Annotated in this window: 10 protein-coding genes and 1 pseudogene; 3 read left to right on the top strand and 8 right to left on the bottom strand. The window is 74.9% G+C overall.

The annotated features are described in order from the left end of the window. The 5 genes and pseudogenes from AB0M39_RS38790 to AB0M39_RS38770 form a co-directional block, all read right to left on the bottom strand. A pseudogene (locus AB0M39_RS38790) lies at nt 1-276 on the bottom strand (hypothetical protein); the annotation flags it as partial. A 128-nt stretch (nt 277-404) separates the two neighbouring features. After that, complete coding sequence (locus tag AB0M39_RS38785) at nt 405-1,445, bottom strand: zinc-dependent alcohol dehydrogenase family protein (protein ID WP_365372926.1); 1,041 nt, start codon at nt 1,443-1,445, stop codon at nt 405-407. Nucleotides 1,446-1,463: 18 nt separating this feature from the next. Beyond that, nucleotides 1,464-2,795 (bottom strand): amino acid permease, encoded by a 1,332-nt coding sequence (locus AB0M39_RS38780; protein WP_365372923.1) that lies wholly within the window; start codon nt 2,793-2,795, stop codon nt 1,464-1,466. Nucleotides 2,796-2,860: 65 nt separating this feature from the next. Beyond that, nucleotides 2,861-5,074 (bottom strand): phage holin family protein, encoded by a 2,214-nt coding sequence (locus AB0M39_RS38775; protein WP_365372921.1) that lies wholly within the window; start codon nt 5,072-5,074, stop codon nt 2,861-2,863. A 102-nt stretch (nt 5,075-5,176) separates the two neighbouring features. Continuing rightward, nucleotides 5,177-5,596 carry a hypothetical protein gene (locus tag AB0M39_RS38770; RefSeq protein WP_365372919.1) on the bottom strand — a complete coding sequence of 140 codons (420 nt, stop codon included), beginning with the start codon at nt 5,594-5,596 and terminating at the stop codon, nt 5,177-5,179. A 127-nt stretch (nt 5,597-5,723) separates the two neighbouring features. Between AB0M39_RS38770 and AB0M39_RS38765 the strand changes: the two genes are divergently transcribed. Then, nucleotides 5,724-6,506 carry an MBL fold metallo-hydrolase gene (locus tag AB0M39_RS38765; protein ID WP_365372916.1) on the top strand — a complete coding sequence of 261 codons (783 nt, stop codon included), beginning with the start codon at nt 5,724-5,726 and terminating at the stop codon, nt 6,504-6,506. A gap of 35 nt (nt 6,507-6,541) precedes the next feature. Then, on the top strand, nt 6,542-7,156 hold the full coding sequence (locus AB0M39_RS38760; protein WP_365372928.1) for a VTT domain-containing protein: 615 nt from the start codon (nt 6,542-6,544) through the stop codon (nt 7,154-7,156). Here the strand turns inward: AB0M39_RS38760 and AB0M39_RS38755 are convergent. The 3 genes from AB0M39_RS38755 to AB0M39_RS38745 form a co-directional block, all read right to left on the bottom strand. Further along, nucleotides 7,136-8,344, bottom strand: coding sequence for an MBL fold metallo-hydrolase (locus AB0M39_RS38755; protein WP_365372913.1), 1,209 nt, complete (start codon nt 8,342-8,344; stop codon nt 7,136-7,138). The genes AB0M39_RS38760 and AB0M39_RS38755 overlap by 21 nt on opposite strands. Before the next feature lie 52 nt (nt 8,345-8,396). After that, nucleotides 8,397-9,614, bottom strand: a complete 1,218-nt coding sequence (locus AB0M39_RS38750; protein ID WP_365372910.1) for an aminotransferase class I/II-fold pyridoxal phosphate-dependent enzyme — start codon at nt 9,612-9,614, stop codon at nt 8,397-8,399. Between the two features lie 128 nt (nt 9,615-9,742). Beyond that, nucleotides 9,743-10,921 carry a sulfite oxidase gene (locus AB0M39_RS38745; protein WP_365372907.1) on the bottom strand — a complete coding sequence of 393 codons (1,179 nt, stop codon included), beginning with the start codon at nt 10,919-10,921 and terminating at the stop codon, nt 9,743-9,745. Between the two features lie 938 nt (nt 10,922-11,859). On the opposite strand from AB0M39_RS38745, the gene AB0M39_RS38740 reads away from it, so the two are divergent. Next, nucleotides 11,860-13,359: a phosphatase PAP2 family protein gene (locus tag AB0M39_RS38740; RefSeq protein WP_365372905.1), complete on the top strand. Its 1,500-nt coding sequence runs from the start codon at nt 11,860-11,862 to the stop codon at nt 13,357-13,359. Nucleotides 13,360-13,576: the final 217 nt, after the last annotated feature.

Below are 13,576 nucleotides of genomic sequence, written 5' to 3'. Positions count from 1 at the left end.
GGCCGCGAGGGGCCGGCCGCGGTCGAGGCCGCGCTGGGCGGCCCTGCCCGCGCGGCCGACGGCCGTCGGGTCGCCGAGGAGCTCCTCCGGGCAGCTCTCGCCGAGAGGTTCGGCGGGGGCGGAGGCGGGCATCCGGGCCTGGGCCGTCGTGGCCACGGCGGAGGTCACCGGGAGGGCGAGCAGCGCCAGCAGCACCAGCAGGGCGACCGGCACGGCCCGGCGCGCGGCGGCGCGGGCCGCCGCGTGGAGCGCCGTGACGGGTGCGGGCTGGCTCATGGGGCGCTACCTCCTGGACATGCCAGATGTGCCCAGGTACAACCGCGCTGCCGCCCCTCGCTCGCGAGATCCGCCCTCCCGGGGGACGGCGGATTACGCCGTTCTCACCGCCCGGGACCGCCCGGTGCTCACCGCCGCTGTGGAGCGATCACGGTGACGCCGGCTCCGGACGCGTCGCCCAGCGCGGCCAGCGCGGCGGGCACGTCGTCGAGGCCGATCTCCGCGGTCACCAGCCGATCGGGCCGCAGCGCGCCGGAGGCGACCATCGCCATCATCTCGGGGTAGGCGTGCGCGGCCATGCCGTGGCTGCCGAGGATCTCCAGCTCCAGCGCGACCAGCCGGCCCATCGGCAGCTGGACGCCCTGGGGCAGCAGTCCGACCTGCACATGGCGGCCTTGGCGGCGGAGGCTGTCGAGCGAGTTCACACAGGTCGTGGGCGAGCCGAGGGCGTCCAGCGAGAGGTGCGCGCCGCCGCCCGTCGCCTCGCGCACCGCCTCGGCGACGCCGCCGGCCGCGCCGGAGGCGTCCAGGCACACCTCCGCGCCGAAGGACCGGGCCAGCTCCAGCGCGCCGGGCGAGACGTCGACGGCGACGACCCTGGCGCCGCACGCGGCGGCGATCATCACGGCGGACAGGCCCACTCCGCCGCAGCCGTGCACGGCGACCCACTCGCCCGCCCTCGCCCTGCCCTGGCCGACGACCGCGCGGAAGGCGGTGGCGAAGCGGCAGCCCAGGCTCGCCGCAGTGGCGAACGGCATCGCGTCGGGCAGCGCCACCAGATTCACGTCGGCGTGGTGCACGGGGACGTACTCGGCGAACGAGCCCCAGTGGGTGAAGCCCGGCTGCTCCTGGCGCTCGCAGACCTGCTGGGCTCCTCGGGCGCAGGCGGCGCAGCGGCCGCAGGCGCAGATGAAGGGCACGGTGACCCGGTCGCCGGGCCGATGGCCGCGCACGTCCTCGCCCACGGACTCGATCACGCCGGCCAGCTCGTGGCCGGGGACGTGCGGCACGGCGACATCGGGGTCGTGGCCCATCCAGCCGTGCCAGTCGCTGCGGCACAGGCCGGTCGCCTCGACCCGGATCACGGCGCCGTCGCGGGAGGCGACGGGGTCGGGGACCTCCCGTACCTCGAGCGGCTTCCCGAACTCCTCGAAGACCACAGCACGCACCGCACACGCTCCCTGTTCTCAGGCCGCCTTGGTCTTGCGGGCGGACATCCAGGCGTACACCAGGACTCCGGCGAAGAGGAAGAGCACGCCCTGGTAGACCGCCGCGTAGCCGGAGCCGGCGACCAGCCACATCGAGAAGGCGAAGGCGACGGCGGCGAGCACCGAGTCGCGCACGAGGCGGCCGCGGTCGACCCGGTGGGACTGGCCGGAGAGCAGGAAGTAGATCTGCGCGGCCGACGCCAGGAGGTAGGGCACGGTGGCGGTGAAGGTGGTGACCAGGACCAGGATCTCGAAGACGCCCGTCGAGCCGGCCGTGTAGTTGTAGACGGTCAGCAGCGAGGCCAGGACGACGGTGACGAGGACGCCGACGGTCGGCACGCCCCGGCGCTTGACGGCGAACGCCTTGGGGAACAGCCCGTCCTGGGCGGCGGCGTAGGGGCTCTGGGCGCTGAGCAGCGTCCAGCCGTTGAGCGCGCCGACCATGGACACGAGGGCCGCGCAGGCGACGGCGGAGCCGCCCCAGGTCCCGCCGAACATGGCGTCGACCGCGGCGGTGAAGGGGGCGGTGGAGCCGACCAGCTCGTCGTGGGGGACGGCGCCGAAGACGGCGAGCGTGCCGAGCAGGTAGACCACGGCGGCGCCACAGGCGCCGAGGACGGTGGCGCGGCCGACGTTGCGCTCGGGGTCGCGGACCTCGCCGGCGCTCACCGCGGCCGACTCCACGCCGAGGTAGCTGAAGAGCAGGATCGCGGCGGACGCGGATATCGCGCCGAGGGCGCTGTCGTCGCTCGCCTGGAACGGCCCGAGGTTGTCGGCGTCGAAGAAGAAGAGCCCGCCGACGGCGACCAGCAGCAGGGGCGCGAACTTGAGCACGGTGGCGACGAGTTGGACCGCGCCGACGTAGCGGGTGCCGGCCAGGTTGGCGAGGGCGGGCAGCCACTGGAGCGCCAGCGCGGCGGCTATGGTGGCCGCCGTCGAGCCGTGGACGGGTATCAGCACGTCGAGATAGCCGACGGCGGCGACGGCGAGCGCCGCGTTGGAGACCCAGGTGGTGATCCAGTACGACCATGCGGCGAGGAAGCCGGCGAAGTCGCCGAACGCCTCGCGTGCGTAGACGTAGGGCCCGCCGGTCTTCGGGTGCCTGCGGGCGAGCCGGCCGAAGACGAGCGCGAGCGCTATGGCGCCCGCGGTCAGCACGCCGAAGGCGACCAGGCTGATCGTGCCGTACGGAGCGACGGAGGCGGGCAGCAGGAAGATGCCTCCGCCGATGATGTTGCCCATGACCAGAGCGGTGGCCACCGGCAGTCCGAACCGCCGGGCATGCCTGCTCTGTTCGTCTTGAGTTGTCATGGGATGGTGCGCCTTTCTCCGTCACAAACCCGACCATGGTCAGTGACTCAGGACGCGCCTCCAAATCACCCGCTTTTGTCCGGCAGAGCACGCCCAGAGACCGGAAGATCTTCTTCCGCTGCCCGTTCCGGCCGGGAAACCTCAAGGTCGCGGCCGGCTGCCCGAACCGGCAGACCGGCTTCCCGACGCGAGCCGTTGACCGGCTGGGCGTCCGTCCTGCCGTGGCCCCGGTCCCCGATCGGGACCTGCGGCCCCGCGCCCTCGCGCAGCCAGCGCCGGAACACCAGGTGCACCTGCTCCGCGCCGACCAGCTCGCCGTCCGGCTCGACCGGCGGGGTCAGCCCGAGCGGCGAGAGCAGGAAGGGCCGCGACTGCTCTCCGCCGAGCCCGCCGTGCGAGCCGATCTGCTCCTCGAAGGCGTGCACCTCGCCCGTGCGCGGGTCGTGCATGGAGTTGACCATGATGTCGGCGATGTGCGGGAAGGAGTCGGCCCGGCGTACGGCGTCGGCGGCGCCCGGTCCGAACGCGGCGAGCGGACCGTCGTCGTGGAGCCGCGCGAGAGGCGTCTGAAGGCCGCGGGCGCCCAGCACCACCGAGCCGTGCTCCTCGCTGCGCACCAGCAGGAAGCCGATGCCGGGATGGTTGGCGAGGGTGCGCAGCAGCCCGGGGTGGCGGCGCTCTATCTGCTCGCGGGACAGCCGCTCGGGGGCGTCGGGGAAGGAGATCAGCGCGAGGTTCCCCGAGGCGAGCACGATCGGCTCGGAGCCGCGCGCGGCCGGGCGCTCCTCGGGGCCCTCGCCCGGCGGCCGGTGCAGCGCGCTGCGCAGGGCGTCTCCGGCCGCGTCGCGGGCCTCCGCGCCGCTCTTGGAGCGGCGCGCCCTGCGTGGCAGCGGCAGCCCGCATCCGGCGCGCACGAGATCCCTGAGGGTCAGTCCGTACGCGCCCTCGAAGGTCTCCCCCGGGCTCTGGCCGTGGTCGGACAGGAGGACGATCCGGTAGGCGCGGGGCGCGTGTTCGGCGACCTTGGCGATCAGCGCGACGGACCGGTCGAGGCGTTCGAGGACCTTGTCCGCGTCCCGGCTGTGCGGCCCGGAGTGGTGCGCCACCTCGTCGTACGCGACGAGGTCGGCGTAGACGGCGGTACGTCCTGCGAGCATGTCCCCGATCACCGCGGCGACCACCACGTCCCTCTCGACGACGGTCGCGAACGCCCTGATGAACGGGTAGAGCCCGCCCCGCCCGACCCTGGGCCTGTCTCCGCGCAGCCGCGCCCGCGTCGACTGGGCGATCTCGCGGACGGCCTCGGCGACGAAGGAGAGGGCGGTGCGCACGGCGTTGGCGGGGTCCGAGAAGTACGCGAAGTAGCCGGCCCGGGAGCGGTTCGCCGGGCCGCGTCGCGCGGCCATGGACAGGACAAGCGCCAGCTGGTCCGCGCCGCCGCTGAAGAGGTTGCCGCGGCTGGCGCCGTCGAGGGTGAGCAGTCCGCCGTCGCCGGTGCGCTCGACGGCGCGCCGCTGGAGCTCGGCGGCGCCGGCGGGCCGGTTGCTGACCATGACCCGGCCGGTGTCCTTCTCGTACCAGCGGAAGGCGGGCACGTCGTGGGTGGAGCCGTGCAGGATGCCGAGCTGGCTCGCGCCGGTCTGGCTGGACCAGTCGGTGCGCCAGGGGGTGAGCCGGTGGGTCGCGCCGATCCAGGAGGCGACGGTGGGCATCAGCCCGTCGTCGACCGCGCGCCGCAGCACCGCGTGCCCGACGCCGTCGAGCTGGAGGAAGACGGTGCCCGGGGTGTCCGAGCGGCCGTTCGCCTCGCCGCGTCGGCGCCGGCGGCGGTGGGCGAGCCGGTACAGCCGGCGCCTATAGGCGTCGTCGTCGCGGACGGCGAGCGCGGTAGAGGTCGTCGAGGCGACGGCGGACATCACGGCGGCCACGACGACCGCGGTCTGCGGGTCGGCCGCCCCGCGCCCGTCGGGGATCAGCCAGAGGGCGATCAGCAGCAGCGAGCCGTTGAGGAAGAAGACCAGCAGCCCGAGCACCAGGGCGGGCACGAGCAGCAGGGCCCGTACGAGGACCGGCCAGACCAGGGCGCTGAGCAGGCCGAACGCGCCCGCGCCCCACGCGGCGGTCAGGGCGTTCCTGGTGATGCTGTCCCCGTCGTCGGACTGGAGCTGGAAGTCGGGCAGCAGTCCGGCCAGCGTCAGCATCGTGAGGGTGGAGACCAGCCACACGACGATCACGCGCAGCAGGGCGCTGCCTGCCGTACGCCATCGCCCTTCGCCCACGCCGCCCTCACCTCGTCCTTGGGATCAGATATCCAGCGTGGCACAGGCGCGAGGGCGGGCCACTGGAGCGCCGGGGGCACAAGGGCGCGCGCCGCGGGGAGGTCAGCAGCCGTTGTATCCCGCGGTCGGCATCGAGAGCCTGCGGTGGACGTCCGCCTTCCTGGCCGCGTCGTACGCCGGCTCCCGCAGTCCCGCGGTCTCCAGCCGCACTCCCCTGCGCTCGCACTCGGCGTAGAAGTCCGCCGCCGAGGCCAACGCCCGTGCCAGGACCCGTTCGTTCGGCGCGACGAACAGGTCGACCCGGTCGGCCTCGACGTCGGCCCACAGCGCGCCGTGGTCGGCGCGCATGCCGTAGAACAGGAGCTGCCGGGTGACGACGTACCCCTTGTCGGCGGCCCAGCGCTCGCACATCTCGTGCTGGCTGCGGGTGTCCACCAGGAAGGGGTCGCGGTCGAGTTCCTCGAGGGGCGTCAGGCTGGCGATGGCCGCCGCCCGCGCCTCCTCCGCTCGTAAGCCGTCCATGGACCGTCTCCCCGCTCTGGCCGTCCGCTGGTCGTCGCAGCCGACCTTACTGGGCATCTACGCTCGGAGGGGAAGGGCAGCGGAAGGCCAGCGAAGCGGTCCGGGGGCGGGACGAAGGAGGCACTGCGTGCCGGTGGAAGTCACCTGGTGGGGTCATGCGACCTGCACGATCGAGGACTCCGGCGTGCGGGTGCTGACGGACCCGCTGTTCGTGCGCCGGCTCGCGCATCTGCGCCGGCGGCGCGGCGAGCTGCCGCCGGCCGAGGCCGCGGTCGCCGAGGCCGTCCTCGTCTCCCATCTGCACTCCGACCATCTCCATCTGCCCTCGCTGTCCAGGCTCGCGCCCGGCACCCGGCTGCTGGTGCCGCGCGGCGCCACCCGCGCCGTGCCGGGGCTGCGGCGGCTGACGGGGCCGGGCGGTCTGCGGGTCACCGAGGTCGCGCCCGGCGACGAGGTGCGGGTGCGGGACCTGCGGGTGCGGGCGGTGCCCGCGCTGCACGACGGACGGCGGCTGCCGCTGGGGCCGCACCGCGCGCCCGCGCTCGGCTATGTGGTCAGCGGTCAGGCGCGGACGTACTTCGCCGGGGACACCGGTCTGTTCGCGTCGATGGCGGACGAGGTCGGCCCGGTCGACGTGGCGCTGCTGCCGGTCGGCGGCTGGGGTCCCTACCTCGGGCACGGGCACCTGGACGCGGGCCGGGCGGCGCAGGCGCTGGCGTCGCTCGCGCCGCGCGCCGCGGTGCCGGTGCACTACGGCACGTACTGGCCGATCGGGATGGACGGGATCCGGCCGCATGAGTTCTACGCGCCGGGCGACGAGTTCGTACGGCTCGCCGCCCGGCTCGCCCCGAAGGTGGCGGTGCACCGGCTCGGCCACGGCGAGCGGGTCAGACCGGAGGGATCCCGGTGAGCGCGGTCCCCGATGCCCTGGGGCAGCTGTCGGAGATGATGCGCCGGCTGCCGCCGGAGTCGACGCAGCACGCCGTGGGCTATCCCTCGCTGTTCCTGCTGGTGGCGCTGGGCTCCCTGGTGCCGGTGCTGCCGACGGGGGCGGTGGTGAGCTCGGCCGCCGTGGTGGCCTTCCACCAGACCTCGCCGCTGTCGCTGCTGCTGGTCTTCCTGGTCTCCTCCCTCGCCGCGTTCCTGGGCGATGTGACGCTGTACTGGCTCGGCCGGCGCGGCACCCGCTCCAAGAACGGCTCCCGCTGGCTGGCGGCGCTGCGGGAGCGCGCCGCGCCCGACCGGCTGGAGCAGGCGCAGACCAGGCTGGCCGAGCACGGCGTCGCGGTGCTGGTGCTCTCCCGGCTGATGCCGGCCGGGCGGATCCCGGTGATGGTGGCCTGTCTGCTCGCCGAGATGCCGCTGCGCACCTTCGTCCGCGGGGACGCCCTGGCGTGCCTGGCGTGGGCGGCGACGTACCAGCTGATCGGGATTCTGGGCGGCTCGCTCTTCCCCGAGCCGTGGCAGGGCGTCCTCGCGGCGGTCGCGCTGGCGCTGGCGGTCAGCGCCGCCCCGGCGCTGTGGCGCCGGGTGCGGCGCTCACGCCGGCAGGAGGCGTGAGCCGCCGACCGGGAGGTCCCACAGCTGCTCGCGCGGGCGGCCCGTGCGCTCGAAGGCCGCGCGGACCCGGGTGAGCGGCTCCAGCACCGGCTCCGCGGAGAGCACGAACGCCGCCCAGTGCATCGGGGCCATGTTGCGCGCGCCGAGGTCCTCGAAGGCCCGTACCGCCTCCTCCGGGTCGGTGTGCACATCGCTGAGCCACCAGCGCGGCTCGTACGCGCCGATCGGCAGCAGCGCCACGTCCAGGTCCGGGTGGCGGCGGCCGATCTCCTTGAACCAGTGGCCGTACCCGGTGTCGCCCGCGAAGTACACGGACTGCTCCAGCGCGTCGGTGAGCACCCAGCCGCCCCACAGCGAGCGGCAGGTGTCGACGAGGGTCCTCTTGGACCAGTGATGGGCCGGCACGAAGTCGAAGCGGACGCCGTCCAGCTCCGCGCCCTCCCACCAGTCCAGCTCGGTCACCCGGGTGAATCTCCTGCGGCGGAACCAGCGGCCGAGGCCGGCCGGGACGAAGCACGGGGTGTGCCGCGGGAGCCTCTTGAGGGTCGGCGCGTCCAGGTGGTCGAAGTGGTTGTGGCTGACGACCACGGCGTCGACGCGCGGCAGGTCCTCCCAGCGCACCCCGACGGGGGTGAGGCGGGCGGGGGTGCCGAGGATCCGGCGGGACCAGACGGGGTCGGTCAGCACGGTCAGCCCGCCGATGCCCACCACCCAACTGGCGTGCCCGGCCCAGGTCACGGCGACGGTCGTGCTGTCCACGGCGGGCAGCGGCCCGGGCTCGAACGGCAGCAGGGGGATGTCCCCGAGCCCGTCGGCCCCGGGGCGGAAGGCGCCCTCCTTGGCGAGGCGGGCCATGGCGCGTACGCCGGGGAGCGGGGCCGTCAGACGGTCGGCGAAGGATCTGGGCCAGCGGCGGATCTCGTCGAGGGGGCGGGTGGGGGCCTTGGGGAGCGGGTGCTGAGCGGTCTCCAGCGGGGACGCGTACGGGGCGAGGTCGGGCTGCCCCGGCTGTCTTGGCTGCCCCGTCTGCTCTGGCCGGCTCGTCTGCCCTGGCTGTTCCGTCTGCTCTGGCCGCCCTGCCTGCTCTGGCTTTTCCGTCTGCTCTGGCTGCTCCGTCTGGTCCGTCTGTCGTTCGGATTCTTCCGTCTGTTCAGACTCTTCGGTCTGTTGCGACGTCCACTCCGTCATCCGGGGCTCCGTTCAACGCGGTTCGTCGAAGGTCAACACGGTTGGTCGAAGGTCAACGCAGTTCGTCGAAGGCCGTGGCGAGAATCGTCAACGCGCCCGCCACATGCGGCAGTTCCAGGGGTGTGGGCGAGGCGAGCGACTCCAGCCGCTCCTGGGGAGTCGAGCCCAGCAGCGGGCCGGTGGCGAGCCGTACGCGCAGCGCGCCCAGCTCGTCCCCGAACCGGTGTCCGCCGGGCGCCGGGGCGCCCAGGCGGGCGGTCAGATAGTCCTCGAGCTCCATGGAGTCGCTCACCCCTCGTTCGGCGAGGCGGGCGCGGAGCGGGCCGAGGTCCGCGTACAGATGCCGGCCCGCCTGCGGGGGCCTGGCGAGCGCGCCGGAGGTGAGCACCGCGCGGTGGGCCGCGGCGGCCACGCGCGCGTGCAGTGCGGCGGCCCGCTCGGACCTCGTCCGCACGTGCTCGGGCTCGCCGAGCGCGTGGGCGGCGGCCGCGGCGACGGGGCCGGCCACCTGCGCTCCGAGAGCGGTGAGGAAGTCGAGGGTCCTGGCCCGGCGGGCGGCGCCCTGCTCGGTCGGCGGGAAGCGGGCGACGGCGACCGGCCAGGAGGCGGGCGTGAGCGAGCCCGAGAGGTCGCTGAAGACGGTCACATCGGTGGGGCACATCTCGGCGGGGCTGAGCAGCACGGTGTCGTGCGGCCGGTGGAGGGTGTCGCGCCAGGTCTCGTCGCTGACGATGTGCAGGCCCTCGCCCACCGCCGCCTCGCACGCCTCCCGCAGGGTCTCGGGCGGCGCGACGGTGGCGGTCGGGTCGTCGGCGACGGAGAGCAGCAGCAGCCGGGGCATGCCGCCCTCGGCGCGCACCCGTCGCACGGTCTCCAGCAGGGCGTACGGATCGGGCACGCCGCCGCACTCCGCCGGAGTCGGCACATGGTAGGCGGGCTTGCCGAGCAGGCGCGCCTGCGGCGTCCAGGAGGCCGGGCAGGGGCGGGGCATCAGCACGTCCCCGTCGTACGCCCCGATCAGCGCGAACAGCAGCGGCTGCGCGCCGGGGGCGGCGACCACGTCGTGGGGGCTGCTGCGCAGGCCGCGCCGCTGCCAGTAGCCGCAGGCGGCCTCGCGCAGCCCCGGTCCGCCGCCGATCACCTCGCCGACGGCGTGCCCCGCGGCGGCCGCGAGGACGTCCGCGAGCTCGGGCAGCACGGGCAGTCCGGGCTCGGGGGCGGGCGGACCGTAGCGGACGGGGCCGCGGCCTTCCGGAGGCGTCCGCGCCATGCCGTCACCTCCGCTGCTCGCATCCCGGAACCTCTGCCCGGCCCACGAGCCCTTTATACGGAGGTTTGGCCCATCTCGCCGGGCGGGAGAGCGCACGGCCCTCCCACGCGGGAGAGCCGCCCGGCCGCTCAGGTGACGGTGACCGGGTGGCGGACGACGGCGTCGAAGAGATAGCCCTGGGTGTTGTGGACGGACCGCTCGGGCTGGGTGTTCCCGGCCCGGTCGGTGGTCCGCGAGAGCACCTCGGCCGGCCCGGCGGCGCGGGGCCGCCAGTCGGCGCTCCAGCGGACCCAGCCGTCTCGGCACGGGGTGTCCCGCAGCCGGGCGCGCCGCCAGTGCGCGCCCCCGTCGGTGCTGATCTCGACATGGCTGACGGGCGCCTTCGCCGACCAGGCGCGACCGGTCAGCCGGTGCACGGTCCCCGCCTCAAGCCTCGCGCCCAGCGGCAGCTCCAGGGCGCTCTTGACCGTCTGGGGGCCGATGGGGTCGCTGCCGCCCGCCGGGTAGGCATCGCCGAAGAGGCGGTAGAACTCGGTGGTCCACGGCGACGACAGGGGGGTCGCGCTCACCTGGATGTCGCCGAGCCACTTGATCGACGCGATGCCGATCCAGCCGGGGACGACGACCCGCACCGGGAAGCCGTGGTCGTACGGGAGGGGCTCGCCGTTCATCTCGTACGCGAGGAGCACGTCGTCCAGCGCCTTGGCGGCAGGCAGCGGGCGGCGCACCCTGCCGTAGTCGACGCCGCCGCTGACGTACGGGTCGTCCAGCCCGCGCGGCATCACATGGACGGCGGACGGGTCGATGCCCGCGCGGCGCAGCACGTCGCGCAGCCGGACTCCGCGCCAGCTGGCCGCACCGATCGCGCCGAGCGTCCAGGGGGTGCCGGCGACGGGCTGGCCCTGCTGGGTGGCGTAGAAGTTGCGCCCGTTGCCGGCGCACTCGACGACGGCGGTGCGGGTGACGGCCGGCAGGGACCGGAGCTGTCCATAGCTGAACTCCACCGGCCGTCCGCGCAGTCCGCTGCCCCACACAGTCAGCTTCCACTCGGACTCGTCCAGGACGGGCGTCGAGGTGTGGTTGCGGACGAAGAAGTGGTCTTCGGGCGTGTGCAGGCCGGTGTCGCGCAGTGCGGCGACGTTGGTCTCGGCGTTGGTGCCGCGGATGGTGAACACATCGGACGGCAGCGGCTTGAGGATGCCGTGCCCGGCGGCGGCAGCAACGGGCGGGGCGGCGGCGAACTGGGCGGCCACGGGCGCGGCGGCGAGCAGCTTCAGCAGGTCACGGCGGTCCAGGGCAGGGGACAACGCGGGTCTCCTCGGAGGAAGGTGTCGAGACGACGGTCGTGAGACGTTCACGGAAACGGGCACGGGAACGGGCGCGGGAACGGTCGAGGATTCGGGCGCGCGAAGGGATGTGTGCGGGAACGGTCGCCGGCGTCAACAAGGACACGGCAGCGCGCGGCGCGAACCGGCAGCCAGAGGCGCGCAGTTGGGTATGGAGGCGACCATGCCGGTGATCCTAGGCGGGCGACGGGGGCCGGGGCACCTCTGGCACGGGCGCTGAGCGAGGTATGGCCTGCACTCGCCGCCGCGGGGGGCCACGCGCCCCGTAACGACGGCACGCGCGGCGATCCGCGGTGGCTGGCTTTCGACCCTGGAGGGGCGGGGTGCCGGATTCCGGCGGGGTGGGGGCGCGGGCGCGGACTGCGGGGCGCGGGGCGGGGGCGCGGGTCGAGGGGGCGCAGACCGCCGGGCGCGGACCTCGGACCGGCCCGCTCGTCGACCGCGGACCGGGGGCGCAGACCACCGGACGCAGGCCGCCCGGCGCGGGCCTCCCGTCGAACGCGGACCGCGGAACGGCTGCTCGTCGAACGCAGGCCGCCAGGGACAGACCGCCGGGCGCGGACCGTCGGGCACAGACCGCCGGACGCAGGCCTCGGACCGGCCGCCCGTCGAACGCGGACCCCCAGGCACAGACCGCCGGACGCAGGCCTCGGACCGGCCGCCCGTCGAACGCGGACCGCCAGGCACACACCGCCAGCCGCCCGTCGGCCTCGGACCGGATGCTCGTCGGTCGTGTGCGCAAGCACCCGACGGCGCCCGGCGGCGTCCCGGCCGCGACCCTGCCGCACCCCCTCCGCACCGGACCCCGCCCTGCTCAAGCGCCTGCGCCGGCGCCCAGTCCTGCGCCCATCCGCTCTCCGTCCTGCGTGGACGGCGCGTCTTGTGGGTACCCGCGTGGCATGTCAGACGGACACGCACACCTCAATCAGTCCCTCCGGCGGCGGGTCGCCGCCCGGCTCACCGGCTGGGACCGGCAGCTGCTGCACGGCGTCGCCGCCGTGAAGTGGCCCGGCGCCGAGCCGGTGCTGCCACGGCTGAGCCATAGCGCCAACCACGGCCTGCTCTGGTTCGGCGCGGCGGCCGGCATGGCGGTGGTGGGGCGCGGCGCCCGCTCGCGCCGGGCGGCCGTTCGAGGGGTGGCGTCGCTCGCCGTCGCCTCCGCCCTCATCAACACCGTCGGCAAGCGGTCGGTGCGCAGGTCGCGGCCGCTGCTGGACGCCATTCCGGTGATGCGGCAGCTCAAGCGCCAGCCGTTCACCACGTCCTTCCCGTCCGGGCACTCCGCCTCGGCCGCCGCGTTCGCGACCGGGGTCGCCCTGGAGTCGAAGTCCTGGGGCGCGGTCATCGCGCCGCTGGCCGCGTCCGTGGCGTTCTCGCGTGTCTATACCGGCGCGCACTATCCGAGCGACGTGCTCGTGGGCGCGGCGCTGGGCGTCGGCGCGGCCTTCGCGGTACGCGGCGTGGTCCCGACCCGGTCGCAGCTGCCGCCGCCGGGCCGCCCCCGGACCCATGCCCCCGCCCTGCCCGACGGCGAGGGACTGGTGGTCGTCGTCAACGAGCAGGCGGGCTCGGCGGACTCCGCCGGGCAGGTGGCCGAGACGCTGCCGCTCGCGGAGATCGTGCAGTGCGCGCCCGAGGAGCTGGCGGCGGAGCTGGAGAAGGCGGCGAGCCGCTGCCGGGTCCTGGGCATCCTCGGCGGCGACGGCACGATCAACCGCGCCGCCCTCGTCGCCACCGCCCACGGCGTGCCGCTGGCCGTCTTCCCCGGCGGGACGCTCAACCACTTCGCCTACGACCTGGGCATCGAGGACGTCGAGGACACCTGCCGGGCGCTGGCCGGCGGCGAGGCCGTCCGCGTCGACCTGGGCAGATTCACCCCGGGTCCGGCGGGCGAAGGGCACGGCTACTTCCTCAACACCTTCAGCCTGGGCGTCTACCCGGAGCTCGTACGGATCCGTGAGCGCTGGTCGCCGCGGATCGGCGGCTGGCCGGCCGGCGTGCTCGCCGCGGCGAGGGTGCTGCGCGGAGAGCACCCGCTGGAGGCGGACGTCCATGGACGACACCGTCCGATGTGGCTGCTGTTCGCCGGGAACGGCGTCTACCAGCGGATGGGTCCGACGCCTGGCCACCGCCAGGATCTCGCCGACGGGCTCCTCGACGTACGGATCGTCCATGGCGGCCGCTGGCCGGGCCTGCGGCTGCTGGCGGCGGCCGCGGCGGGGCCGCTGAGCCGCTCGCCCGTGCACGCGTCGCAGCCGATGCCGCGCCTGACCATCCGCGGGCTCACTCCGGGGACCCCGCTGGCGTACGACGGCGAAGTGTCCGAGGCCCCCAGCGAGTTGACGCTGGACAAGGCCCCCGAGGCGCTGACCGTCTACCGTCCGCGGCAGCTGCTCTGACGGGCCGCGGCACGGGGTGCCAACCGGCCTGCGGCGTCAACTGACGTACGGATAAGCCGTGTTCGCGGGGCGGGGGGGGGGCGCCCCCCCGGGCCCCCCCCGCTGTCGCGGCGCCCCCCCGCGCGGCGCGCCGACGACTACTCCCGCCCGCTCCAGCTCCTGGCGAAGGTCCTGGAGTTCGCCGATCCGGCGACGGGCGAGCCGCGCCGCTTCGAGA

The organism is Streptomyces sp. NPDC051907 (assembly GCF_040681075.1).
In the GTDB taxonomy this organism is placed as follows: Bacteria; Actinomycetota; Actinomycetes; order Streptomycetales; family Streptomycetaceae; genus Streptomyces.
This window is presented reverse-complemented; position numbering and strand designations above follow the sequence as displayed.

Excerpts from the sequence above, each read along its gene's own strand:
- AB0M39_RS38780 (WP_365372923.1), bottom strand. The coding sequence starts at position 2,795 with ATGACAACTCAAGACGAACAGAGCAGGCATGCCCGGCGGTTCGGACTG.
- AB0M39_RS38770 (WP_365372919.1), bottom strand. The coding sequence starts at position 5,596 with ATGGACGGCTTACGAGCGGAGGAGGCGCGGGCGGCGGCCATCGCCAGC.
- AB0M39_RS38750 (WP_365372910.1), bottom strand. The coding sequence starts at position 9,614 with ATGGCGCGGACGCCTCCGGAAGGCCGCGGCCCCGTCCGCTACGGTCCG.
- AB0M39_RS38760 (WP_365372928.1), top strand. The coding sequence starts at position 6,542 with ATGATGCGCCGGCTGCCGCCGGAGTCGACGCAGCACGCCGTGGGCTAT.
- AB0M39_RS38755 (WP_365372913.1), bottom strand. The coding sequence starts at position 8,344 with ATGACGGAGTGGACGTCGCAACAGACCGAAGAGTCTGAACAGACGGAA.
- AB0M39_RS38740 (WP_365372905.1), top strand. The coding sequence starts at position 11,860 with ATGTCAGACGGACACGCACACCTCAATCAGTCCCTCCGGCGGCGGGTC.